This is a genomic window from Terrisporobacter petrolearius (assembly GCF_020748185.1).
Classification (GTDB): domain Bacteria; phylum Bacillota; class Clostridia; order Peptostreptococcales; family Peptostreptococcaceae; genus Terrisporobacter; species Terrisporobacter petrolearius.
In genome coordinates this window covers 185572-212371 of record NZ_JAHZMO010000001.1, presented here as the reverse complement: position 1 = coordinate 212371, position 26800 = coordinate 185572, and the positions used below count along the sequence as shown (strand labels likewise).

Here is a 26800-nt window from a genome sequence, read left to right as displayed (position 1 = left end):
ATCTCCTTGTTGTTATAGTATTAATTATCATTAATTATTATAAATAATAATCATTATCATTTTTGTATTTTAATTATATCATCCATTTTTTTTTCGGTCAAGAAAATTATAACTATATTTTTGTAAATCAAAAATATAGTTATAGTTTTCTCATATAGTTAAACGCTTTTTATCTTCTCTTTTATTAAATAAGAACTTTAATCTTTCCGGGTAATAATAATTGGTAGAAAATTTTATACATAATTCCCATTTTTAAATCAGTATGAACAATTTCCATATCATATTCATAATTACAACACATCTCTTAGCTAATGGCTCTGCCCAATATCTACACATCCAAATAGTATTCTTGCATTTAAATAAGTTTAGTCATTTGAATAAATTACTTGTGAATTAATTTCTTTTATTTGGCCTATTGTGTATTTTGGATTTTTTAAAATATTCCACTTATTATATTGATACACTCCTGAAATAATATTAATAGTATTCTTACTTAAATTCGTTAAATATTATCATAACTCTTAAGTTTATGGCAATAAAAATCCCCAAAAAGGGGATTTTTATACTAATATTTCATATATATCAGATAATTCTAATTCTGTATTGTAGTTACTTATATCGTAAATTTTATAATCAATACACTCATCGCATCTATTAGGAAGTATTATTTTGAAAGTACTACCTTCACCAACTTTACTTTCAACACTAATATAGCCATCATGAATATCAATTATAGATTTTACTATGCTTAATCCTATACCACTACCTTCATTCTCTCTAGTCAATGATTTGTCTGCCTGAACGAACCTTTCAAATATGGCAGTCTTATCACTCTTTGATATTCCAATACCTTCATCTTTTATATTAATTTCTGCAAAGTCATCATTGACATATATATTAACATAAATATTTTTATTTTCAGGAGTGAATTTTATAGCATTTGAAAGTAAATTTAACAAGGCCCTCTCTATCATAGATGGATCACATTTTGCTATAAATTCTTCTTCATTAGTGTCAAATTGTATATTAATAGATTTTAATTGAGCATAATTTACAACAGATAAAGTTACATCCTCAACTATGGCAATTATGTTATAATAATCAAATTTTCCTTTTAATATTCCTGTTTCTATTTTAGAAATATCAACCACATTATTAATTAACCTTAACATCCTCTTGCAATTTACATGTAATGTTTTTCTATATCTTCTATACATTTGCTTAAAATCTTTATCTGATTTTGCTAGTGAAATATCAAGAAGTTGAATTGTTGAATAAAAAATATTTATTGGAGTTCTAAGCTCATGAGATATATTAGACATAAATTCGGTCTTCTCTTTGTTGTATACCTTTAATTTTTCTAACTCTAATTCTTTACGTATTAATTTTGATACATCCATATAAGTTATGGCAAACTCTTTTTTTGCATCTAATGTTTCAATAACTTGTAATGAACAATCTACTGATCTACTTTCATCTGGATTTTTAATTATTCCTCTCCATACCCCTTTAGTGTTTAAGCTTTTTATAATTTCATCCTTATTCTCTAATTTATTAGCTAATATTGCAAATGACAACTTAACTCTTTTTACATCTTCAGGTGAATTAATTTTGTAATAGTCTTTAAACTTTTTATTCCCATATATTATTTCTCCATCTTCTCTGCAAATAAACATAAAACTATGTTTATGGTTATCAGTTAAATTGTAAAAAAGACTTAAATTTTCATTAAGTATTTTTGTTCTATTTATGTACAAATATAATTCAATAAAAGACCCAGCAATAATAATTAAAAATATTATGTACGTAATAGACACCGATGTTAACTTCGCATAAAATGATGTTGTATCTACTGCATATACTGCATAAATTGCCTTGATAGCTAGCATAAAAATACTAGAAGCTAATACTACAAATATATATTCTTTGTCCTTAATACCTATAGCAAGTAGTCTTATTGCACAAATAAGGTATACTAATGTTAGAAAATAATTATATATTATAAAAAAATCTGTACTATAAAGATAGTGAAGAAAGCTAAGATTTTTTTCTACTAAATTAAATAGTATCGTATACAACACTACAAATATAATTGATATTTTTTTATTATTAACAATTAATGTTTTAATTTTACTTTTAGGAATTATAGCTATTAATAGCAAAATAATCCTAAGAATAGAAGTAGATACAGTAATATAACTAAACAAGTTATACTCTTCATAATAAAAGCTAAGAAAATCTATTTGCCCAGATACTATTCCTATAGATAATCCTAGATACATTAAAGATATAACAAAAATACTATCTTTTTTTAATCTATTATAAGAAATTAAACAACTCCCAAAAGCCAATACGGATAGTATAGAACTAAAACTTCTTATAAAAAATAAAGTAGATTCTAAATAAGATTTTTCTTCCCCCATTTTAGAAAATATATTGAAAACATAAATACAACAAACTAATAATACGAAAAATATTATCTTTTCAAATAGTTTCTTTTCTTTTTCTATTAAGCTCCTATCACTTATGATATTGTTAATCATAAATTTAATCCCCCTATATATATCTCTCTTTTATATTGCCATTTTTGATAATATTACACAAATATATAGTAACAAATTTTTATTAATAAATATAGCGTTTATGAGAATTTAAAAATCCTAGCTATTGTTTGGCTAGGATTTTTTATTATTTTCAAATTCATTATGTAAATAATAAAAGTGTGCTTTATCTTTATTATAAAGTCTATGTAAAACTTTGCATTTTTCATTATTAAAAGTAAAAAACCATGAAATATAGATTTTTTATCTATATTTCATGGCTTTTTATACTATTTTATACTGTTTTTTATTGTAATTAATATGTATAATATGTCCATATTCTAATTTAATACTTAATATTTCATCTAAAGGTATCTTTTCAATAGAACAGATTATAGATTTTATAACACCACTGTGGCATAATATAGCAATACTATTATTATAATTTTCTTCACATAATTTCCTAAATACACTATTTGATCTTTCATAACATTCTTCAAATGTTTCCCCATCTTTAATTCTAAAAGTTGATAGGTTTTTCCCTCTATTTTCATACTGTTTTTGATATTTCACTTTAATGTAATCAAAGGATTTATTTTCCCATATACCCATATTTATTTCTACTAGTTGATTATCTACATGATAAGGTACATTTAGAATAGACGATATAATCTCTGCAGATTTTTTACATCTGTTTAAACTACTCGTATATATTTTGCTAATATTTTTATCCTTTAAATATAAACCTACTAATTCAGCTCTTTCAATACCTTTTTCATTTAAATTAATATCTGTAATTCCTATACATTTTTTTATATTATCTTCCCAGTATAGCTCTCCATGCCTTACTAAATAAATGTTCATAATTCATCCTTTTTAAATAGAGTTAATTTTTCTCTTTCCTCTATATAAATTAATATATTCATCTGTGTACATTAGATTTATATGCATTTTTAAGATTCCCATTTCATAGGACTTCTTAATCCTTGGATTTTTTAACAACAAATTTTTAATCTTTATTTTCAATTTTTCATTGTCATTAGATAAAATTATTTTTTCCTCTTGAAATAAAACAAGTTGTAATTTTAGTTCATAATAATTATGAATATTTTCCACACCTACTTTATAATTTATAAGGTTATTCAAATTAAATAACTTACTATCTATGGAATTAATATTTATATACAAATTTCTACCTATATGCGCCCTATCATCCATTCTATATCTTAATTGTTCTAGCCTTTTTAAAACACTAGAACAGTTACAGCTCCCTACTGCGAAAGAAGATATATCTCCAGTTGCATACCTTATAAGTGGCATTGCTTTTCTCGTTAAAGTAGTAATTAATATTTCCCCGCTTACTCCGTCTTTTACTTTTTCTTTTGTGACAGGATTTACAATTTCTACTATCAAATCATTTTCTCTAATATGCATTCCCTCATGATAATTACAGTCGACTGCACATCCAAGGCCAGTTTCTGTCATTCCAAAATGATTAAAGACTTCACAATTATATATATTCTTTATTTTTTCAATCAATGTTTTATTTACCATATCCGCACTTAATAAAATACTCTTAATTTTTATAGGTAAATTTTCTTTTTTTATATATCTTCCTAAAGCTAAAATTTCAGTTGGCATACCTACAATAGAGTTTACTTTATTACTTATTATAATATCTGTAGTTTTCTTAAAAGAAGATAAAGTCCCATTCATAACAGGTTTAACCTTCATAATTTCTAAAGATTGTTTTATTAGATCCCCCACACTATTTTCTCTTTCAAAAGGAAGCATAATCATCATTACATCATCATTTTTAACAAGAAAACTAAGTCCTTGCATAAAAAAATCAATTGTAAGTTTTTGATCTTCTTCAGTGAAATAAATTCTTTTACATTTACCCACTGTTCCAGATGTATCTAGTGAAACTATTCGACTTATCTCACTTTGATTAACACAAACCATTTTATTTCCATTTTCAATAATATCATCTTTATTAATAATTGGTATTTTGTATAACTCATCTAAAGAATTTATTTCATCTAAATTTTTATATAATTCTTTATAAAAAGGTGAGTTTTCTTTTACATATTTAATTAAATTATTTAATGCATTTAATTGGTATTTTTCTAGTTCTTCTCTACTTAATTTGTTCTTTATTTTAATTTTTTCACATATCCAATTATCTAATCTCATACATTATCTCCTATACAAACTTTTATTATCTATATTTGTTAAGTTGTATGCACAAAAAGGTATAAGTTTCATATCTTCACTTACTACATGTATATAACATTGTTTTAGCCTATCTAAATCCACATTCCATACATCTTGAAATAGCATGGCAGATATGGCCAAAGTATAATTATCAAATCTATCTAGAAAATCATCTAAAGACTTTGTAAAATTATTTTTAGCATCTTTTTTATTTGAGGAATTTTTTACAGCTGACCATTGTTTTGCCACAAACTCTCTAGATTGTTTTGAAGAAGTTGGTTTGCAACAACAATTACTTTTACTACCTAAAGGCTTTAAACTTTTATCCTCATTTACTATGAAATTTCCATGAAAGGAACAGTATGAATTTTCTGCTCCACCACCCATAAAGTTTTCTATTTTCATCTTACCTTTCATTTGTTTTTTTATTTCTCTTAACATTTTTGGAATTGTTATTCTATAGCTTTCATCTCTATTTTCATACCTTCCAAAGAAGCTTACTGGTTGAAAATGTACTCCCCTTATGGCAGGCATATTATCTATGGCAAAATTAATGATTTTCCCTATTTGATTAACATTTACATCTTGCATTATGGTAGGAACAAGAACTACTCCTACTCCTGCTTTTTTACAATTTTCTATGGCCTTTAGTTTTATTCTAAGTAATTTTTTACCTCTAAGTTTATAATATACTTCATCACTAAGACCATCAAATTGTAAAAATACTGTATTTAATCCTGCACGGACCAAAGCTTTTATATAATTTTCATCTTCTCCAATTCTAATACCATTCGTATTTAATTGAAAAAAGGTAAAACCTTTTTCTCTTCCAATTTTAATTATCTCATCTAAATCATCTCTAAGAGTTGGTTCTCCTCCTGATAGCTGAATATTATAAGGACCTCCACACGCCATTAAATAATCATAGTATTCACTAATTCTTTTTATACTTACATCTTCCTTTATATTTTCATTGGATGAAGCAAAGCAAATGGGACATTTTAAATTACATCTATCTGTTATTTCCAGTAATACACAACAAGTTTCTTGTCTATGTTCACTACAGATGCCACAATCATAGGGACACCCCTTATTTACTTCACTACTTACTACATTAGGCTTTTTAAATTTTTCCACATCGCTCCAAGTTTCGTAATCCTTTCCTTCCCAGATTAGTGTTTTAAAAAATCCATGTTCTTCACAAGATTTTTCCAAATATACTTGATCTTCATATTCTACTTTTTGTCCTACTATTTTTTTAAAACAATAAGGACATAAACTCTCCACTTGACCTAATATTCTTCCCATAGTTTACCCCCTAGCAATATGTTATGACTATAAAAGTTCATTTAAAAATTTTTCAAAAGCTTCTTTTCTTTCTTCATATACATAATCTGGAAAACTCACTCTTATGATCTTAGAATTAATAACTCCTTTAATTTTATTTTCATTTTCACAATCAATCATAAAAATTGGTCGTCTAAAATTTTTTATCTCTAGTTTACCTAAGCCTTGGAACTTTTCAAGAAATTCTGTGTTTATTTCCACATTTAATTTATACTCATACGTTTGACTATTTTTAAAGCAATTATCAACTTTTTTTACTTTAAACTTATCCATCTATTATATCCTTTATAGAACTAATAAAATAATCTACCTCTTCTTCTGTAGTAAATCTGGATAAACTAATTCTAACAGTTCCACTTGGTGATGTATTTAAACATTTGTGAATCAAAGGTGCACAATGAAGTCCACTTCTACATATAATGTCAAAGCTCATTTGAAGTATTTCTCCTACTTCGTTTACGCTGTAATCTTCCATAGTAAATGATATTACTGGAGTTATTTCTCCACTTACGTCTATTACATTAACATTAATTTTTTTCAATTCTGTTTTTATTTTATTAACTAAATAATCTATACTATCTTTATTTAAAGGATTTTTAAAACTCCATCTTAAAGCCTCTTCTAAGCCTTTAAATGAAATATCATTTGGTGTTCCCGCTTCTAATTTCAAAGGCATTTCTTCTGGCATTGTATTTTCATCGCTATATATTCCCGTTCCACCTTGTAAAACAGGATTTAATTTGATTTTAGGTGATACATAAAGGCCACCTGTTCCTTGAGGACCAAGCAAGTATTTATGGCCTGTAAACGCTACCATATCTATATCCCACTTTTGTGGCAATACATCTACTAAACCTAAACTTTGAGAAGCATCTAGAAGTACTACACAATTATATTTTTTCGCAATAACAGCTAATTTTTCTGCATCGTTAATTGCTCCAGTTACATTGGATGCATGTGTAAATATAACCATTCTAGGATGTATTTCTTTAATTGTTTTTTCCCACAAGTGGAAATCTATTCTTCCTTCTTCATTTACATCAATTATTTCATATTCAATAACTTTTTTCTTTTGAAGATAATACAGTGGTCTTAGTACTGAATTATGCTCTGCTGCTGTAGTTAAAACTTTATCTCCTTCATTAAACTCAAATCCTTGTATGGCTAAATTAAGTCCAAATGTAGCATTACTACCATAGACAATATCATTAGGATTGTCCACTTGAAGTAATCTTGCTAATAGCTGCCTACAGTTACAATTGTCTTCTTCATCAAATCCACTTCTGTGGGCGCTACACGGCAATTCATTTAATGCCTTTTGCATAGCATCAAAAACGCACTTGGGCTTAGGCCAAGATGTAGCTCCATTATTTAAATAAATCATTCTTGTTCCCCCTCCATTTATTCTCCAATTTTTCATACTCATTTTTACCAATTATTGAAATAATATTGGATTTTATCTTAAGGGTTATTTGATATTTTCTAATTATATTTTTTTTAATTTCTTTATCATTTTTATATTTATTTAATTTCATTTTGAATCTTTTTTCTGAATCTGAAAATTCATCTTCTACTACTAATTTATCACTATAATACAAAATAGTATTTTCATTTATTAAATTTTCCATTTCTTCTTCAAGTCTCATATGGCTCTTTACAATACTGGCAATTTCTTCATATCCTAAATTATGTAATAACTCAGCCCCTACCTTTTCATGATTTTTTTCTTCTCTTTTTATATCATGTAAAATAGCGGCTGAATTAATTAAATTGATATTGATAATTTCTTTTTCCTTGTTGATTAAGCGACTTAAATCTTCACATATTTGTTTCACCTTTATACTATGTTTAACTATAGGCTTTGGTACATTGAAATAAGATAATAGATAAATACAATCTTCATAAGATAAATATTGCCTATTTTCAAAATCCTTTTTCACCTTATAAAAATCTTCTTTATAATCCATATCACATAATATAAATTTATCTGGAGTATCTACTTCTTTAGATTCTCTTTCAAAATAGTCTAGTCCACCTTTTAATCCATTTTTTCCATTGTAGCTTAACAAATAATCAAAACATTTCCAACTTATTATAGGTGGATGTCCTATGATATTTCTATATACGGGATAAACAATTTTACTTTCTTTTTTACTTATTTCTTGAATCAATAAGTCTATTGTATATTTCGATACAAAACCTACATCTCCAGGTAAAAATATAATAGCATCGCAACTATTTTTCATTTTATTTAGTCCAAGTTTAAATGAATCATACATAAAGGTACTTTCATATTTATTGTTGTAAATTATATTTACATTTTGATTTTTCACACAATTTTCTATATCTTCTCCCTTATAACCTACAACAATATTTATATCTTCTATGCCGCTTTGTTTTAAGCTATTAATTGTATTTATAATAAGTGGCTTATTTTCTACTTTCATTAAAGGTTTAAAATCTTTCATTCTTGAAGATAAACCTGCAGCAACAATTAATCCACTTATATTCATTTTTCCAATCTTCTTTCTTTTGCTCCCCTTTCATTTATAAGCTCACCTGCTATGCTTACTGCTATTTCTCCTGGGGTTTTTGCATCTAGCTTTATTCCTATTGGAGCATGAACTCTTTTAAAATCTTCCTCTGTAAAACCATCCTTCTTAAGTTTTTCATAAGTCATATTAATCTTAGATTTACTTCCTATCATTCCTATATAATATGCATCGGTTCTTAATGCCCAATTGAGCACGTTATAGTCATATAAGTGTCCTCGTGTAATTATTAAAATATAACTATCATCATCTATTCCTAAATCACTTATTTCTTCTAAATTATCTAATACAATAGTCTCAGAGTTTGGAAATCTTTCTTTATTTGCAAATTCATCTCTATCGTCTAAAACTATAGTTTCAAACTCTATTATATCTAAAATTGCTGCTGTTTCTTTAGATACATGACCAGCTCCAAATATATAAGCTTTTCCTATGGTATGAACCTTTTGTACAACAATTTTTTCATCATCAATAGCATCAGAGTGAATACTTAATCTTTCTATGCCATTTTCTAATTTATTTTTCATTAATTCGCTTCCTGAGTATTGTCCAATAAGATTATTTTTATCATCAACAAATAGCATTTCTTTTTTATTTTTTCTTAAGACTGTAACTATCCATCCTTTTTTGTGATTTTTTATAGCTTCAGCTGCTTTTTCCATAATTAATAAGTTATTATTGTCGTTACAGTCCATATAATTTATAAGAATTTCTCCATTTCCTCCACAAACCATTTCTGATTTGTTAGCATCTTTATTATCTAAATTAAACTCGTAAATAAAAGATTCCTTATTTTTAATTGAATTCACACCTTTTTCAATACAAGATGCTTCCATTTTTCCCCCTCCTACTGTGGAGAATATGGAACCATCTTCTCTTATTATCATTTGAGTCCCTTTTGACCTAGGTGTGGAACCAGTACTACTCACTATACTAGCTAAAACAAAATTCTTCTTATCTCTTAAAAGGCTTAAGCCTTCTTCATATATGTTCATCAACTCTTCTCCCTTTATTAATTACAACTCATAACCATATTTATTAAGTATTTCAACTACTTTTTCAAATGTATTTAATACTAAGTTAGGGCAAATTTTTGACTTATTATCAAAATTCCCATCTAATATTTCCCCACAGTTTATTCCCTTGTTGTCACTACCCTCATTTTCAAACCACTCTATTAATTCATTTGTCATAATGCTTAGATTTTCATCTTCTATTTCTTCATCTTCACCCTTTGAAGCAAAGTAACCTAATATGCAAACTCCTCCTGTAAAAGCTCCACATATTTTTTGATTAAAACCTAGACCTCCTATTAATCCTCCCATGGCCCTAATTAAATCAGGATTTTCTTTTCCTTCTAAGTCTAAAATAATCTTCATTAGGATCTGACTGCAATAATACCCCTTAGATGATAATTCCAGCATTTCCATATATAATTCATCCATAATATCAATCCCTTTTTTTAAGTATTACTAAAAAATACCCCGTTTCTTTTTTTAATATATCATTATTTATTTTATTATTTTGATTCCCTCTAAGTAATCCTGACAACTCTCCATATTCCCAAAGAACCATTCCAAGATAATTTTTCCATTCTTTGGATTTGTCTTGGAATATGATAGTTTGAAAATTTAAATCTGCAAACAATTTATTCCAATAATTAAGAGTATATGTGTCATCATATAGGTTTGTTTGTTTAAAGAAAAAGTCACTTAGCAAAATTATTCCATTTTTTTTCAAAAGCTTTTTACAACTTTCTAATATTTGTTCAGGATTTTTCATAACTGATAAACTACATTCAAATAAAATTAAATCAAAATAACCTTCTGTGAAATCAAGATTATTTGCATCCATTACTTTTATATTAATGTCTTTATATCTTTCCTTACCTAAATTAATCATTTCTTCAGAGAAATCGATTCCTGTTGCATCAAATCCCTTCTCAGATAAATAGTTTACAGAATACCCACTTCCGCAACCTACATCTAATATTTTAACGTCCTCGTTTGTCTTGTACATTTCTATCATTTCATTTACAAGATTTAGGCCGCCTAGGCTAAATATATCTCTTTTATTTATCATTTATCTTCTAAAGCCTTTTCAACTCTTAGCATTTTTGAATATACTAGACTTTCGTCTATAAATACATTATTGCATTTAGGGCATTTAGGTAGCTCAACAGGAAAACTACTGCCTAAATATTCTAGAGTTACTTTTCCCCTTTCAAGGGGCACATTACATTTGGCACAAATCATGGACTCACTTGAGTAATCATAAAAATTATCATAACTTTCTTTCATTTAATTCACCTCTATCTTCATTCTATGACTATATGCGTTATAAACTAAATATTTTCCTCCTTCAATAGTGTACTCAACCCAAAATGTAACGTTTTTTATTCTATAATAAGCCAAATTATGATTGTTTGATTTGTTTATGAATTTTTCATTAGTTTCTTGAGCATTTTTTATTGTGTCTTCAATATCTTTATATAAAATCATTCTATCCTCTAGTTTTTCTTTCAAATCATCACTCATAATTAAATTGATTTTGTAATTATTGGTCTTATCTTTTTCCTGTGTTAAATCTAATTTTAATTGGACTCTGTTGTATCTTCTTTCAGAAATATTAGGTTTTTTGTTTTTACCATCAAAATTATATATAAATTGTAAAATATGTTTTGCTTCTTTATTTTGGCTTAAAAAACTATCTCTACAATTTATACAATAAGTTAAATAATTTAGTTTATTTTCTTTAATTCTTGATAAAACTATATTTTCCTTTAATTCCTTGTTAGAAAAACAAGTAAGTCCACCATATCCACAACAAGTAGTTATTTCTCTGCTATAATCCAACTCTATTAGATTAAATCCAAGTTTTTTTGCTATTTCTCTTACTTGACTTTGTAATTTGTCATCATATCGAACAGTGCATGGATCATCTATATATATATCATTATTATTTCCAATAAATTTTAGTTGTTTATCATCAATATAATCATAAATCATTTTAACTTTTACACTTTCTAGATGCGAACTGAAAATTTTATAACATGTAGGACAAGCTGTAATAAGAATAGTATTATTAACTTTCTCCAATGTATTTTTTATTAATTTTATTTCTTCATAAAACCTGTCTTCCTCTCCAGACCATTTTCCTATTACTCCACAGCAACCTAGAATTAATCCAACTTCATTTTTTAATTTATCGTTCAAATCATTATAAATTACTTTTACTAGATCAGGTTCAGATGCACATAATTGGCACCCAGGAAAAAACACATAATTTAGATTATCTTTCTCTATAACCGTAAAAAACTCTTCGCTATTGCTAAATTCCATATCTTCCATGGCAAATTCGAAAGCTGATGGAGGCATTTTATTTGTTTTTACCATTTGATTTCTTGCATATTCACAAACTTCTCCTAAATCTAATCCTCCTGGACAAATAGCTTTACATTGGCCACAAAGGCTACATGAATTTATCATTTTATTTGAAGTTCTGTTACCTAAAGCAATGGATAAGTTATTATAAACTTCTCTTGCCATTTTTTTAGGATAAGAATTATAGTGTTTTAAAAATTCACAGCCTTTTACACATTCAAGGCAGTTACAGTCAATACATCTTTGTCCTTCTTTTATAGCTTCCTCCTCTGTATAAAACTTTTTGTTACTAGGAATTGTTTCACATTCAATATCTACATCTTCTAAATTTGTATATAATTTTGTTTGAAAAACTCCTTCTTTTTCTCTTCCTTGAGTCATGCTACTATGTTGTAAATATCTATCTATAGATGTTGAAAGCCTTTTACCTAAACTTATACACTCCACAGCTGAAACATTCATTGGACTGTAAAAAACTTTATCATTTTCATGCTGTAAAGTTATCATATTGTAAGATAAGTATTCTTTATAAATGTTTCCATCAAATACTAATGCATCATATTCTTCTTTATATTCATTTAATTTTTCTTTTTCAAAATAGGAATTAATATAAATCTTCGTTCCTGAATCTTCAACTTTTTGTAAATCATTTTTTATAAGAATTTCTTCTAATACATCTTTATAATTTTCATATATATTTTTTCCTAAAATTTCTTCACTTTCATGTAAATCAACAAAATAACCCTTATTTTTTAATTCTACTGCACAGCTTAATCCACTTAAACTAGTACCAAATATTATTACTTTCTCTTTCTTTTTAGGTTTTAATAAAACCCTGGCCTTTACTTCTTTCCCATAATTCATGCAAGCTAATTCAAGCTGTCTGATATTTATGGAATTTCCTAATTCTTTTCTTTTACATTGACTTTTGCATTTTGCTTCACAAACTCTGCTTATTATGTTTGGAAAAACAACTTTTTTTTCATAAATTTTTCTACCTTCAGTAAAATTACCTTGGGCAACTAGTTTACATAGCTGTCTTACATCTATATGAATTGGGCACATGGCATTACACCAAGGATCTTCTTCTTGAATACATTTGCTTTCTAACTCTTTTAATTTATCTTGACTAAGATTATCCATAGTCTATTCTCCTTAAAAAAATATATCTATTATTTGTATTAAAAAATTTGCTTCCTTGAGATTCCTTATATGAAAAAAAGGCTTAAACTCTTGTAGAATATACTTAAGGTTAAGCCCTTTTATTTGACTAAACAAGAGCAACAATCATAAAATTACTCTTTTATATTTACTTCTTATTTAAGCATTTGCTCCACTTGCTAATTCATCTAGTGCAGCTTTAACTACTTCTGGAGTTGCAGGTACTTTAGTTACTCTAGCTCCAGTAGCATTAAATATAGCATTTAGTATAGCAGGGTGAGGTGCAGCTAATGGACCTTCACCTACTCCAGAAGCCCCATAAGGTCCATCTGGTCTTTCAGCTTCTTCATAATGTATTTCTAAATCATCTGGTATATCTTTTATTTGTGGTATACCACATTTAACTAACGTAGTATGCTTTTCTAAATCTTCAAAGTCTTCAGTTAATGCAAGACCTATACCTTGTGCTAATGCTCCATAAACTTGACCATCAACAACAAGTTTGTTAATTATCTTACCACAGTCAACTATACAAGTGAATTTTTCAACTTTTGTTTTGCCTGTTTCCATATCAACAGCAACTTCTGGCATATTAACAACGTACATATAGTTACTAAATGGTGCTCCTTGACCATTTTCTATTTGACAATCAGAACACATAGACGCAACCCATTTACCTACATATTTAGTTGGTAAACCTTCAGCTACCATCTCATCGTAAGAACGATAAGTTCCATCGCCTTTATCTAGTGCTTTTAACAAGTTTTCAGCTGCTATTCTAGTAGCATTGCCTGTAACAACATTAGATCTACTTCCACCAGCAGGACCACTGTTTGGAGTTTGACGCATATCACACATTACTAATTTAATATCTTCTGGTTTATATCCAGCTTCTTTTAAAGTTGCATGAGCCATAGTTAATGTTCCTATATCTGCACCTTGACCATGATCTTCCCAAGAGTTGTAAATAGTTACACCTTTTGGAGTTATTTCAGCATAAGCTTCAGATGAATCCGCACCATCAAGTCCACATCCATAAACACCTATAGATATACCTACACCACGTTTAACTTTATCAGTAGAATTTTCTTTAACTCTTACTTTAGCTTCTTCATATAATGGTCTTAATTTATCCATCATAGGTACTATAGAGTATACTTCTGGAGTTTGACCAGTTGGAGTAGTATCTCCTTCTCTATATGCATTTATATATCTTAATTCAAATGGATCCATTCCCATTTGGTCTGCTAATACATCTATAGCAGTATCAGTTCCCATAAAACTTTGTGGAGCACCATATCCTCTAAATGCACTACCCCAAGCATGGTTAGTACATACAGTATAAGAAGTGTTTCTTATATTTGGTATTCCATAACCAGCACCTACGAATTGAGTAAGACGCATAGTTAATAAGTCACCGAATTCTGAATATGGGCCATGATCTATATAGTTTTCACCTTCAAGAGCAAGTATTTTACCATTTTCATCTGCACCAAGTTTTATTTTCATGAATGCAGGAGACCTCTTTCCAGTGTAAGTTATATTTTGATATTGAGTATAGTTTAATGTTACTGGTCTTCCAGTAGCTAAACAAGCAACACCTAACATAGATTCCATAGTTGGAGAGAATTTATATCCGAAAGTTCCTCCAGTTGGATTTTGTACTAAGAAGCATTTTTCTGGATCAATACCTATACCTGTACAAATCATTGCATGATGTAAGTGGATTCCTATACTCTTAGAGTTTATAATTAAGTTACCATCTTCATCTTGGTACGCTTGACCACAGTCTGGTTCAAGAGGTAAATGCGGTTGACGGCTACAATAAGATTCAACTTCAACTACATTGGGAAGTTTTTCCATTAATGGAGCTGTTTCTTCACCCTTTTTACAATCAGTTTTAAAATAAACGTTAGGAATTCCAGGATGTATTTCTATAGCATCTTCAGCCATAGCTTCTGGTGCACTCATATATGCTGGAAGCACTTCTAAATCTATTTTTACTTTTTTAGCAGCAGCTTTAGCTTGCTCTTCAGTATCAGCAGCTACTAATGCAATAGCGTCACCATATTGGAATACTTTTTCATCACAAAGAATTGGTCTATCCCATCCATCTCCCTTATTAGCACTTGGGAAGAATACTAATCCGTTTATCTTATTGTTACCTTTAACATCTTTAGCAGTTATTACTTTATAAACACCTGGCATTTTTTCTGCTTCAGAAGTGTCTATTCCCTTAATATTTGCATGAGAAACCTCAGCTTGAACTAAAGCTAATCTTAAAGTTCCATCTGGCATTTGTAAGTTCATATCCGCACCGAAATCCCAAGTACCAGTTACTTTAGCTTTTGCAGAAGGTCTAATATACTTAGTTCCTAATATTTCATTTCCTACAGGTTCGAAAACTAAATCTTCTACTTTCTTTTCACCTCTTAGTACTGCAGCTGCATCAATGACAGCATCTACTAAAGGTTTATATCCTGTACAACGACATAAATTTTTATGTTTTTGGAACCATTCTCTTACTTCTTCTCTTGTTGGAGAAGGGTTTTCTTCTAATAAAACCTTCGCTGACATAATAAATCCAGGGCTACAGAAACCACATTGTGCACATCCGTGTCCCATCCATGCAACTTGTAGTGGATGTAACTCTTCACCTTCTGATAATCCTTCAATTGTTTGTATAACTGATTCATCCTCAATTTTTTTCATTTTAACTATACAAGAACGAACAGCCTTATTATTTAAAATAATAGTACATGTACCACAGTGACCTTGACCACAACCTATCTTACACCCTGTAAGTAATAGTTGTTCACGTAGTACATTAGCTAAACTGCTTTCTGGATTAACAAGTAGTGTTCTTTTTACCCCATTAATATAAAGGACCTTTTTTAGTAGCAAATTTATTTCCCCCTTTTAAATTTTTATTTCTAAATTAATAAACTTGGACTATAATTTATGTAAATTTATTAATTAGCAAAATTAATGCTTATTTTGGAGGTTACTATGATTAAAGATAATGTTTTAAATGAAGAAGTTTTTAAAGAAATATTTGATAGGTTTATCTCTACATCTAATGCTAAGACTAATGAGGAATTAATTATTTTGAGGGATTATACTATAAGTTATCTTATAGAACACTTCAACAAAAATTTAGCTCCAAATAATGCTCCTTTAGATTTTATTAGTTGTGATGAAATTACTGTAGAAGTTAAAGATAAGACTACTAATAGAATTTTCAGGAGAAATCTAGATATTTCTTACATAGAAAACTCTAATGGTTTAAAGTTGATGGGTGAAAATTTGAAAGGCGAACCATCAGAAATTGTATTTTTATCTGACACTGCAATAAATAAAATAATTGATGTAACTGGTCAAGGATTGAATAAATCAAGATGCCATGACTAACTTTGTTTTCTAATTAATTTAATGATATCATAAGAATTTTCAAAAATCAATTTCACTATAGTATATTTGTGCCTATTTTATTATATAAATAATAATTAATAAAAATCATTCACAAATTTGATAATTTTCAATATATTCCCATTTAAAGAAGGCATTACATAATAAATGTAATGCCTCTAATATTTTCATATTATAAATTATTCATTAAGCTAATAATTCTTTTTCTTCTATTACTTTTTTTGCTTCATCTTTTGCAATAGCTATTTCATCAAAAGGTAATTTTTCTCCATTTATCAATTGGTATTTTTCATGACCTTTCCCTGCAAATACTATCATATCTCCTTCTTTAGCATTTCTAATAGTATATTTTATAGCATCTTCTCTATCTGCTATTTTTACTACTTCACAAGAAGAACCTTCAAAAGACTGTGCTATATCATTTATAACATTCATCGGATCTTCAAAATCCGGATTATCTGCTGTAAGTATTGCTAAATCACACTCACGAGCAGCAACGTCACCTAATTCTTTTCTTCTTATTGCAGTTCTTCCACCTACTGAACCAAATAAGCATATTAATCTATCATGATCATAGTTTTTAAGTGTTTGTAATATATTTTCTAAACTAACACCATTGTGAGCATAGTCAACTATTACTGTAGCATAAGGAAGTATTGGTAAAACTTCCACTCTTCCACTTACCTTAGCATTTTTTAAGGCATCTACCATAATCTCTCTTTTCACATCTAGATATTTACAAACTACTATAACTGCCAATGCGTTGTAAATACTAAAAGTTCCTGGAGAACATATAAAACATGGGAATGTTTCTTCTTTTGTATTACAGTCAAAACTCACTCCTAGCGAGTCTATTTCTTTTGAATATCTTATATTGTTAGCAGTTAAATTCGCATCATTTTCTATTCCAAAAGTCTCCACTTCACAAGTTGCTGCATTTATTATATCATTTGCATAATCATCATCTATATTAATAATACCATGTTTAGCCATCTTAAATAATCTTGCTTTACATTGTAAATAATGATCAAATGTTGGATGTTCCTTTGGTCCTATGTGATCTGGAGATAAATTAGAGAATATGGCAACATCAAAATCTACATCTTCCACTCTGTTTTGCATTATTCCTCCAGATGAAACTTCCATAGATACACAAGTTACACCATTATCAAGCATTTTTCTAAATATTCTATGTAACTCATAGCTTTCTGGCGTTGTATTTGCTGTAGCTTCATAAGTTCCATTGAAAAAAGTTCCATTTGTTCCTATTACACCAGTATTAACTCCTGATTCATTTAAAACAGTTGCAATATAATTAGTTATAGTCGTTTTTCCCTTAGTTCCTGTAACACCAATTACTTTTAGTGAGTTAGATGGTTGTCCAAAAAAGTTATGTGATATTCTTGATAAACTTATTCTTGTATCTTCCACAAATAATTTTACTGTATCATTTGGAAGTTCCATAGCATATTTACTAGATTCCATTCCCTTTTGTAGTAAAAATACTCTAGCTCCATTGTCATAAGCATTTTTTACAAATCTATGACCATCTACAGTTTCTCCAACAAGAGCAACAAACATAAATTCTTCTTTACAACTCCTAGAGTTATATGATATATCTTTTATTTCAATCTCATCAATTTTTTCTAAAGGTAAGTTGGATGTAAAACTTACATCTTCCATTAATTTAAATAATTTCATAATATACTTCCTTTCTGATTTTAAAAAATAGAGTAGGTTCACTACTCTATTTTAGTTTTCTTCCGCTTCTTAATATAGTTTCTCTAGCAAGGACTTCCAGGGAATCTATATAAAAATCTCCGTTTAATTTATTATCATTTTTTAATATAGATAGCTCTGTGCATCCAAGAATAACTCCATCACAATTATTTTCCTTTAAATAGTCTACAATAGAATTGAACTTATGCATATCAGCTGGTTTTCCACTTTTTATATTATCGTAAATTATTTCCATTACCCTAGACTGCTTATTTTCATCTAATACTAAATATTCCATATCATACTTTTCACACATATTTTGATATAAACAAGTTTTAATGTTTCCAGTAGTGGCAAGAATGCCTAGTTTTTTATGATTAGTCTCTTTGGCATGTTTAATCGTTTCCTCTACAATATTTACTAAAGGTATATTAACTGCATTAACTATTTTTTCATAGAAATAATGTGCCGTATTACATGTTATCACAATAAAGTCTACACCATATTTTTCTAATTTTTTTGCATCATCTATTAATATCTTTGATGGATCTTCATCAGAGTTTCCTACGATAAAAGCTGTTCTATCTGGCGTAGTTGCTCTATTTGTTATTATCATATCAACATGTTCTTGGTCAGTCTTCGCTTCTGTCATATTCACTACCATTTCATAGAAATACACAGAGGCCATAGGTCCTAAGCCACCTAAAACACCTACAGTTATATTATTCATATTATCACCAATCTACTTGCAGTATTTTTTGAATTTTCTAAATTGATTTACATAGTATAAGAAGATGTACCATCTCCTTTTGAAGTTTCCTTTTAGGTCAGCTTCGTATCCAAATGATGTAGCTGATTTTCCTACAGCATCTAATTCTTTGCATTTATTTACTAATTCTTGACTCTTTACATATTTATATACTACTTCTTTTGGTATGCATCTCCAGAAGAAAGGTTCTTTTTGTATTTTTAAGTCTAGCTCTTTGTTATTAACTCTGTCTTCTACAACAAACTTAGCTATGTTATTTCCTGAAGATGTTACATAATAATTACTTCTGCCTTGTCTTAAATTTATTTCAAATACTTTGTATTTATTGTCCCTAGCATCGTATTTTATATCAAAGTTTGAATATCCTGTGTAATTTATACTTTCTAAGAAGTTTTTAAATTTAGTCATAACTTCTTCATCATACTCAGTTATTATAGCTGCATGATTTCCAATTCCTTTTGGAGTATGTTCTTCTAATAAAACATGTCCTAAACATTGCATTTTAACTTTTCCATTTTTATCTGAGTAACAAGTTAAAACTCTCATGTGGGAGTCATCTCCAGGTATGAAGTCTTGAACTATCATAGATTTTTCATAACCATGAGAATATATTTTTGCTATTTCTCTTTTAAATTCTTCTTCATCTTGTATAAGATAAGCTTTGTTCATTCCTTCAAAAGCATTTTGGAAGAATGATATACTATCAGAGGCTTTTAATATAACTGGATAATTAAATCCAAAGTCACCTATTTCATCACCCTTATTGTATATATATGTTTTTGGATAATCTAACCCATATTCTTCACACATATTATAAAATAATTCTTTTTCTATTAGCTTATCTTTAAGTTTCGCACCTATATAAGGTACTATGTACTTTTCTGATAATACATCTCTATAATCTATTATTAATTCTGCATACTCATCAGTACATCCATGAATTATAAGTTTTTTATTTGGCTCAGCAAGTTCATCTGCAGTTTTTAGTAAAACTTTTATAAACTCTTCTTTATTACCCATATTAGGATCTACTCTAAAATCTATTATATTACTGTCTTTTGTTGCTCCAAGTAACATTTTCCCAAAAGCTATGGACTTTACTCCATAAGCTTCGTGATAAGCTCTAGCTACAGAATAGCAGTTTATATCTCCACCAACCAATACAGGTTGAATTTTAAACTTCTCCACTTTATCCACCTCTTATTCTTTTTAAATACATTGGTTATTATACTTTATTTCTCACAATCTGTCAAAAAAACGACGGTTTTGCAAATCTAGCTAAATGTTGAAATCTCAATATGTAGAATAATACAATACTTTATATTATTCTTTCTTTATTTATCTATAATTAGTATTTATATACTTGTAAAAATTTCATCAAAATTTTTTTATTTGAATTTTAAAAATACTATAGATCAACTTATTTTCATAAATCAACCTATAGTATGTATTTTACATTATTTTATATAATTTTTTATAACTTTGATAGTGCACCTAAAAGTATTTCTTCTTTAAAAGGTTTTACTATAAATCCTTTAGCTCCATATATAATGGCCTCTTTCATTTTTGCTTCTTGTCCTAAAGCTGATACCATAACAACTGATGCTCCTGGGTTTAATTTCTTTATCATTCTCAAAGCTTGTATTCCATCAAGTTCAGGCATAGTTATATCCATTGTAACTATGTCTGGGCTTAATTCTTTGTATTTTTCAACAGCTTCTAAACCATTTTCTGCTTCTCCTACTATTTCATACTCATAATTTGAAAGCATATTTTTTATTGTCATACGCATAAAGGCTGCATCATCAACTATTAATACTCTTTTCATAACTTTCCTCCATTGTTTCAAATACATTTTATTAACTTACTCATACTTATATTTTAATTCTTTTAGGATTCAAAAACTATACTTTATTTTTTTTATATACTGATGGTTTTACTCTTTTTAAATCAGTCTTTAAATTAGATAAGCTTTCGGACATTCCAATTATCAAGTATCCGCCTGGTTTTAGAGAGTCATATAATCTATTAATTAATTTTTGATTTGTAATATTATCAAAATAAATCATTACATTCCTACAGAAAATAACGTCGTATTTTGACTTACTCCAACCTAAGTTATTATTCAAATTAAAATATTTAAATTCTACTAACTTTTTTATATTTGGATTTACCTCATAGTTTTTTTCATCTATTTTTTTAAAATAATTTTGTACCCATGCTGATGGCAATTTTTCTATTTTATCATTAGAGTAAATTCCATCTTTAGCTTGTTTTAGTACTTTATTTGATATATCAGATGCTGTTATAGCTATTCTTTGACTTGAGTTAATGCCTAAAACACTTGACGCTAGCATGGCAATACAATAAGCTTCTTCACCTGTTGATGAGGCTGCTGACCAAACTTTTAACCCTCCAAGTGGTGGTCTTTTTAAACTTGGAATTAATACATTTTCTTTTAAAAAATCAAAATGCATTTCTTCACGCATAAAATATGTATAATTCGTAGTTAATTTTTCTACCAATATGGATACCTGTTCACCTGTTTTATCTTGCATCAAATTATCTATATAACTGTTGTAATCAGAAAATCCTAATCGTTTAACCATCATTAGTAGTCTTGTTTCTATTAGTGTCCTTTTATTTTCAAGATTAATTCCATAATTATTATACATGAAATCTCTCAGCCTTGCAAAATCTCTATCTTTCAACTGCATAATTATTTTCCTCGACTATCTTCATTAATGAATCACAATCTAGTATTAATTGTACATCATTATTTATTTCACTAACAGATTTTATAAAGTTACTCTTTCCTTCATCTTGATTAGAGTCCATATTCATATTTTTTTCTGGCGAAATATGAATTACTTCATTTACCGTATCTACTATTAAACCTATTTTGTTATTATTATTTTCAATTATAATAATACAAGTTCTTTCATCATAACTTATAGGTTCTATATCAAATCTCATTCTAGCATCCATGACCGGAATAATCGTGCTTCTTAAATTTATAATACCTTTCATGTATTTTGGAAGGAATGGTACCTTTGTTATTGGTAACATTTCTATAATTTCTATAATGTATTTGGATGATAGTGCGTACTTTTGATTATTCACGACGAAAACCATATACAAATCATCTATTCTATTTTCTGATTCTACATCATTTGCATACATAGATACTGTCCCCCTTATTAATTAAATTAACTTTTCACCTTTACCCACACTTTTTACATGCAATTTATTTGTTCTTGTGTCAAATACAATTGTTCTTCCACAAGTACCCAATGTATCTTCTGATATAATTGGAATATTTAGTTTGGCTAAAGTCTCTTTGCATGATTTTACATTCTTTTCACCAATAGTAAATACACTACTTGATGAATTATTAAAGTTAAACATATGTGCACCACCAGCTAGCTTTGCCCTTATAAATCTAGAATTTGCTCCTAGTTTTTTCATATCTTCATATAATGCGACTATCCCTGTATCAGCATACTTCGATTTATTTACTAGCATTTTTTCGTTTTGAGAGTTAGAAAGTAAAATATGCACTAATCCTGCAATTTTATTTATCTCATCATAAAGGACTACACCACAACATGATCCTAGTCCTATAGTCATAATTTTTTGTGGTTCTTTTACAATCTTATACTCTGCTATACCTACCATTTCCATTATATAATCCTACACAGCAAAGCCTAAAGATGACAACAACTTCGTACATGATGATACATTAGGAATAAAATAATACTTTCCTTCTATATCATTGTCTTGAGTAAAGAAGTCTGTTTCAATACAAAGTATTGAACTAAAATCTAACCCATATAATGAAATTGGTAAATTCATTACTGCTCTTACCATATCTATACTAAAATGAGGTATAGATGGAGTTATAGTTAAATTTGTCATATCTGATATGGCTGTTAAGTATGTTCCACATAATATATTACATATTTCTCCCATGGCGCTTAATTCTTTACACATTTCTTCGTAATCATCTTTATTATATTTAATTTCTTTTCCTGATAATTTTGAAAGTAAATTAAAAGCAGAATCTATTTTCATGATAACCATGATGAAACCTTCCATATCTCCTGAAAGTTGTAAAACTGTTCCTACTACCAATTCTTCTGGAGAGTCGTAACTCTTTGTAATATCATCAAGTTCAATCATATCACTATTTGGTATTCCAATATCTACTAGTTCATTTAACATTGTTGCTAATGATGTTGATGCATTACCAGATCCTATATTACTAATTTCACGAAATATATTTAATTTATCACAAGTAATTGTCATATATACCCTCTTTCTATCTAATCTCTAGATTATTTTCTCATTTCATTTCTTTTGAGTTGATTTAGTATTGCGTTTGGAATCATATCTAAAGATGTTTCCTTTATAACCGCACCCATATTCTTTGCTACCATTGGCATACCGTAAACAGTGCATGATTGTTTATTTTGACCAATAGTATATCCACCAGCTTTTTTTATTTCTAATAATCCCCTTGCTCCATCAGATCCCATTCCTGTTAAAATTGCTGCTACGGCTTTTTCTTTAGCCTCATTTGCCACAGATTCAAATAAATAATCCACTGATGGACAATGACCGCTAACTTTATCGCCTTCCTTAACTTGAATTAAAAACTCATTATTTTTCTTTATAATACCCATTTGCAAACCACCAGGAGCAATATATGCATTCCCAGGCAATATAATTTCTCCATTTTCTGCCTCTTTTACATTAATTATGCACTCTCTGTTCAAACGTTCTGCATATCTTTTTGTAAAGACTGGAGGCATATGTTGTGTAATAACAATTCCAGGTAGACCTAGAGGCAGCTCTTTTAATACTTTTCCTATTGCCTCTACCCCTCCCATAGATGCTCCTATGGCAATTATTTGATTACTATTGTTTGTTACCCTAGTTGTTTTTTCAGAGTTTATTTTTTGCTCTACTGGTTTAATAACCTTTGTAATATTACTTTTTATATCTAATTTAGCTACTGATGCTTCCTTTATTTTAGTAGCTAAATCTATTGCAAATTCGTTCATAGTACTTGATGTTGGCTTATCTACAAAGCCTACTGCACCAGCCGATAAAGCCTCAAAACATTTATCATTAGCGCCACTTATAACAATTGTAGGTATTGGGCATTGACTCATTAAAATCTTTAAAAATTCAATTCCATTAATACCTGGCATCTCTATATCTAATGTTAATACATCTGGTCTATATTGTAATACTTTATCCCTTGCATCATAAGAATCCTTAGCTGTTTCTACTACTTCTAGCTCTGGATCTTCTTGAAGATACTTAGATATAACACGTCTAAATATAATCGAATCATCAATTACTAATACTTTTATTTTTTTATCCATTTCCTCTTTCTCCTTTTGTATTAGTATATCCTATCTATGTATCATAGCATTAACATCTAGTATAAGACTAATAGAGCCATCTTCTAAAATAGAACATCCTGCCAAATAGGATTGTACTCCTGTAAATTGAGTTAGTATTGTAGGTATTGGTTTGATTACAACTTGTTGCTGTCCTAAAATACTATCTACAATTAAGCAGATATTACCCATCTCAGATTCTACTAAAATCATAATTCCATCTTCTTTTTTTATATCACTTAACCCTAAAATTTTTGATAATCTACAAATTTTATAACAATTTCCCCTTATGATACTATGTTCTTCTCCATTTGGGTTTTCAACAATATCATAAGCTCCATACCTAAATACTTCTTTTATGTTAAGTGAAGGAATAATATATGTTTCATCATCATTTTTAATTTTCATACCATCTACTATGGCTAATGTCAGCGGAATACGTATTGTAAATGTAGTTCCTTTTCCATACTCACTATCTATACTAATAGAACCTCTTAACTTACGAATATTTGTATAGACAACATCCATACCTACCCCTCTACCTGAATACTCAGTTACAGCTTCTTTTGTAGAAAATCCTGGTGCTAATATGAAATTGTATGCTTCTTTATCACTAATTTCATTAATACTCTTGCTAGTTACTCCTTTTTCAATTGCTTTATTAACAATTGTTTCTTTATTTAATCCTCTTCCATCATCTTTTATTATTATTAGAATATCTCCACCAGTATTTTTTGCTTCTAATGTTACAGTTGCTTTTTCTGGTTTTGTTGTGTTTTTTCTTTCCTCTGGAGTTTCAATACCGTGATCCATACTATTTCTTACCATATGCATTAAAGGATCTGATATATTTTCTAATATATTTTTGTCTACTTCTGTTTGTTCTCCTATTAAAACCAAATCAACCTTTTTACCAGTTTTCTTACTCATATCTCTTACTACTCTTTGCATTTTAGTAAAAGTTGATGATATAGGTACCATACGAATAGACATGACAACATCTTGTAATTCATTAGTTAACTGATGTAGTCTTCTTGCTTGTTTTTCAAAATTATCTGGATCAAAATTTTCTAATTGAGATTGTTTTTCAACCATAGATTCAGTTGTTACTATTTCTCCTACTAAATTCATAAGACTATCTATCTTGTCTATATTAACTGTTAAATAGCTATTTTTATTTTCTTTTTTTGTATGACTTACTTTATCTTTTTTATTACTTTCAACTTCTTTAGTATTATCTTTATTGCTCTTTAAATCTTCATTAATTTTATTTATTTCAGTACTTTTTTCTACAATTTCTACTTCTTTCTCTTTAGTATCAGTAGCAATTTCTACTTCTTCATCAGGCTTTAAATTAACTTCATCAACTTCTTCAATTTCTTCTACTTTATTTGCAGATTTAGAAACTTCAGTAATTTGTAAAGTCTTTAAAAACATTGTTTCTTGAAGACATTTTTCTAAGGCAGATTTATCATTTTCAGTTTTTACATACATTGTAAATCCATCTTTAATTATTTCTTCATCACAATCTCCCATTAAATCTGCAGGTATAGTTTCATTTATAGTACATAAGTCTTCTATTGATGTTGTTACACCAAGTGCCCTTATACCTTCCATTCCACACCCATTTTCAAATAACACTTTTATGCAATATTTTTTTTCACTGCCTATTAGTTCACTTTCATCATTATCCTCTTTAGTTTGATGATTTATATCTTCTTCAACTAAATTAAAGTCCATATCTAATGTACTTTCATCACTGTCTTTTTCATTATCTTTCAATAAGTTTAAAACTTTATCGTGTAGCTCATCTATACTCGATTCTGGAAGCAACCCCTGCTGAATATTAGAAATTTCTTCTTTAAGAAAATCAATAATTAGTAATACAACATCTATTATTTGTTCCCATTTTTCAGCAGAAACCTCAAGTCCTTTACGTATTTCATCAAATACATCTTCTATACAATGTGTTAGAGTTGTTAAACTATCATATCCCATCATGGCAGAAGAACCTTTTATCGTATGCATAGCCCTAAAAATTTCTTCTATTTCTTCCTTCGCCAATCCTCCAGTATCTGAATGATCTACAAGTAAAATTTCTTCTAATTGCTCTAATAGCTGCATATTTTCTTGCACATAAAATTCATTCATAGAATCTATTCCACTCATATCTGTCTCCTTTTATAATAAAAATTTAATAGGTTTAATTTTTTCATTGTTATTTAATACAACTATTAAATCAAATTAAATATAATCTTTTCTCATAATTCAT

24 protein-coding genes are annotated in these 26800 nt (G+C 28.3%); 1 reads left to right on the top strand and 23 read right to left on the bottom strand.

Annotated features, from left to right (window positions below; all coding sequences use genetic code 11):
• Positions 1-560: 560 nt before the first annotated feature.
• From K0040_RS01010 to K0040_RS00950, 13 genes are all read right to left on the bottom strand, one after another.
• Positions 561-2543 (bottom strand): sensor histidine kinase, encoded by a 1983-nt coding sequence (locus K0040_RS01010; RefSeq protein ID WP_228107116.1) that lies wholly within the window; start codon positions 2541-2543, stop codon positions 561-563.
• Positions 2544-2825: 282 nt separating this feature from the next.
• The gene (locus K0040_RS01005) at positions 2826-3404 is read right to left on the bottom strand and encodes a histidine phosphatase family protein (protein ID WP_228107115.1); all 579 of its coding nucleotides are present in this window, start codon (positions 3402-3404) and stop codon (positions 2826-2828) included.
• Positions 3405-3416: 12 nt separating this feature from the next.
• A complete protein-coding gene (locus K0040_RS01000; RefSeq protein WP_228107114.1) occupies positions 3417-4736 on the bottom strand; it encodes a DVU_1553 family AMP-dependent CoA ligase in 1320 nt (439 codons plus the stop codon).
• 3 nt (positions 4737-4739) lie between these two features.
• Positions 4740-6065 (bottom strand): radical SAM (seleno)protein TrsS, encoded by a 1326-nt coding sequence (gene trsS, locus K0040_RS00995; protein WP_228107113.1) that lies wholly within the window; start codon positions 6063-6065, stop codon positions 4740-4742.
• A 27-nt stretch (positions 6066-6092) separates the two neighbouring features.
• Positions 6093-6377 carry a hypothetical protein gene (locus K0040_RS00990; RefSeq protein ID WP_228107112.1) on the bottom strand — a complete coding sequence of 95 codons (285 nt, stop codon included), beginning with the start codon at positions 6375-6377 and terminating at the stop codon, positions 6093-6095.
• Positions 6370-7488 (bottom strand): aminotransferase class V-fold PLP-dependent enzyme, encoded by a 1119-nt coding sequence (locus K0040_RS00985; protein ID WP_228107111.1) that lies wholly within the window; start codon positions 7486-7488, stop codon positions 6370-6372. Before K0040_RS00985 ends, K0040_RS00990 begins: the two co-directional genes overlap by 8 nt.
• A complete protein-coding gene (locus tag K0040_RS00980) occupies positions 7472-8617 on the bottom strand; it encodes a DVU_1551 family NTP transferase (RefSeq protein ID WP_228107110.1) in 1146 nt (381 codons plus the stop codon). The genes K0040_RS00985 and K0040_RS00980 overlap by 17 nt, the downstream gene beginning before the upstream one ends.
• Positions 8614-9651, bottom strand: coding sequence for an XdhC family aldehyde oxidoreductase maturation factor (locus tag K0040_RS00975; protein ID WP_228107109.1), 1038 nt, complete (start codon positions 9649-9651; stop codon positions 8614-8616). Before K0040_RS00975 ends, K0040_RS00980 begins: the two co-directional genes overlap by 4 nt.
• Before the next feature lie 21 nt (positions 9652-9672).
• Positions 9673-10101: a DVU_1555 family C-GCAxxG-C-C protein gene (locus tag K0040_RS00970; protein ID WP_228107108.1), complete on the bottom strand. Its 429-nt coding sequence runs from the start codon at positions 10099-10101 to the stop codon at positions 9673-9675.
• A gap of 4 nt (positions 10102-10105) precedes the next feature.
• The gene (gene trsM, locus K0040_RS00965; protein WP_228107107.1) at positions 10106-10738 is read right to left on the bottom strand and encodes a DVU_1556 family methyltransferase; all 633 of its coding nucleotides are present in this window, start codon (positions 10736-10738) and stop codon (positions 10106-10108) included.
• Positions 10735-10956: a DVU_1557 family redox protein gene (locus tag K0040_RS00960; protein WP_228107106.1), complete on the bottom strand. Its 222-nt coding sequence runs from the start codon at positions 10954-10956 to the stop codon at positions 10735-10737. Before K0040_RS00960 ends, trsM begins: the two co-directional genes overlap by 4 nt.
• Complete coding sequence (locus K0040_RS00955) at positions 10957-13182, bottom strand: pyridine nucleotide-disulfide oxidoreductase/dicluster-binding protein (RefSeq protein WP_228107105.1); 2226 nt, start codon at positions 13180-13182, stop codon at positions 10957-10959.
• A gap of 177 nt (positions 13183-13359) precedes the next feature.
• Positions 13360-16104: a molybdopterin-dependent aldehyde oxidoreductase gene (locus K0040_RS00950; protein WP_228107104.1), complete on the bottom strand. Its 2745-nt coding sequence runs from the start codon at positions 16102-16104 to the stop codon at positions 13360-13362.
• Positions 16105-16209: 105 nt separating this feature from the next.
• Here K0040_RS00950 and K0040_RS00945 point away from each other — a divergent pair, with 105 nt between their 5' ends.
• The gene (locus K0040_RS00945; protein WP_228107103.1) at positions 16210-16611 is read left to right on the top strand and encodes a hypothetical protein; all 402 of its coding nucleotides are present in this window, start codon (positions 16210-16212) and stop codon (positions 16609-16611) included.
• A gap of 204 nt (positions 16612-16815) precedes the next feature.
• Here K0040_RS00945 and K0040_RS00940 read toward each other — a convergent pair whose 3' ends face one another.
• The 10 genes from K0040_RS00940 to K0040_RS00895 all read right to left on the bottom strand — a co-directional run bounded on the left by K0040_RS00940 (position 16816) and on the right by K0040_RS00895 (position 26697).
• Positions 16816-18330, bottom strand: a complete 1515-nt coding sequence (locus K0040_RS00940) for a UDP-N-acetylmuramoyl-L-alanyl-D-glutamate--2,6-diaminopimelate ligase (RefSeq protein WP_228107102.1) — start codon at positions 18328-18330, stop codon at positions 16816-16818.
• Between the two features lie 46 nt (positions 18331-18376).
• Positions 18377-19078, bottom strand: a complete 702-nt coding sequence (cuyB, locus tag K0040_RS00935; RefSeq protein ID WP_228107101.1) for a cysteate racemase — start codon at positions 19076-19078, stop codon at positions 18377-18379.
• Positions 19079-19090: 12 nt separating this feature from the next.
• Positions 19091-20305 carry a carboxylate--amine ligase gene (locus tag K0040_RS00930; RefSeq protein WP_228107100.1) on the bottom strand — a complete coding sequence of 405 codons (1215 nt, stop codon included), beginning with the start codon at positions 20303-20305 and terminating at the stop codon, positions 19091-19093.
• Between the two features lie 286 nt (positions 20306-20591).
• Complete coding sequence (locus K0040_RS00925) at positions 20592-20945, bottom strand: response regulator (protein WP_018589248.1); 354 nt, start codon at positions 20943-20945, stop codon at positions 20592-20594.
• Positions 20946-21021: 76 nt separating this feature from the next.
• Positions 21022-21834 (bottom strand): CheR family methyltransferase, encoded by an 813-nt coding sequence (locus tag K0040_RS00920; RefSeq protein ID WP_228107099.1) that lies wholly within the window; start codon positions 21832-21834, stop codon positions 21022-21024.
• A complete protein-coding gene (locus tag K0040_RS00915) occupies positions 21818-22300 on the bottom strand; it encodes a chemotaxis protein CheW (RefSeq protein ID WP_228107098.1) in 483 nt (160 codons plus the stop codon). Before K0040_RS00915 ends, K0040_RS00920 begins: the two co-directional genes overlap by 17 nt.
• Before the next feature lie 21 nt (positions 22301-22321).
• Positions 22322-22801, bottom strand: coding sequence for a chemotaxis protein CheD (locus tag K0040_RS00910; RefSeq protein WP_228107097.1), 480 nt, complete (start codon positions 22799-22801; stop codon positions 22322-22324).
• A gap of 9 nt (positions 22802-22810) precedes the next feature.
• Positions 22811-23425 carry a chemotaxis protein CheC gene (locus K0040_RS00905; protein ID WP_228107096.1) on the bottom strand — a complete coding sequence of 205 codons (615 nt, stop codon included), beginning with the start codon at positions 23423-23425 and terminating at the stop codon, positions 22811-22813.
• 29 nt (positions 23426-23454) lie between these two features.
• On the bottom strand, positions 23455-24510 hold the full coding sequence (locus tag K0040_RS00900) for a protein-glutamate methylesterase/protein-glutamine glutaminase (RefSeq protein WP_228107095.1): 1056 nt from the start codon (positions 24508-24510) through the stop codon (positions 23455-23457).
• Positions 24511-24540: 30 nt separating this feature from the next.
• Complete coding sequence (locus K0040_RS00895) at positions 24541-26697, bottom strand: chemotaxis protein CheA (protein WP_228107094.1); 2157 nt, start codon at positions 26695-26697, stop codon at positions 24541-24543.
• Between the last annotated feature and the right edge of the window lie 103 nt (positions 26698-26800).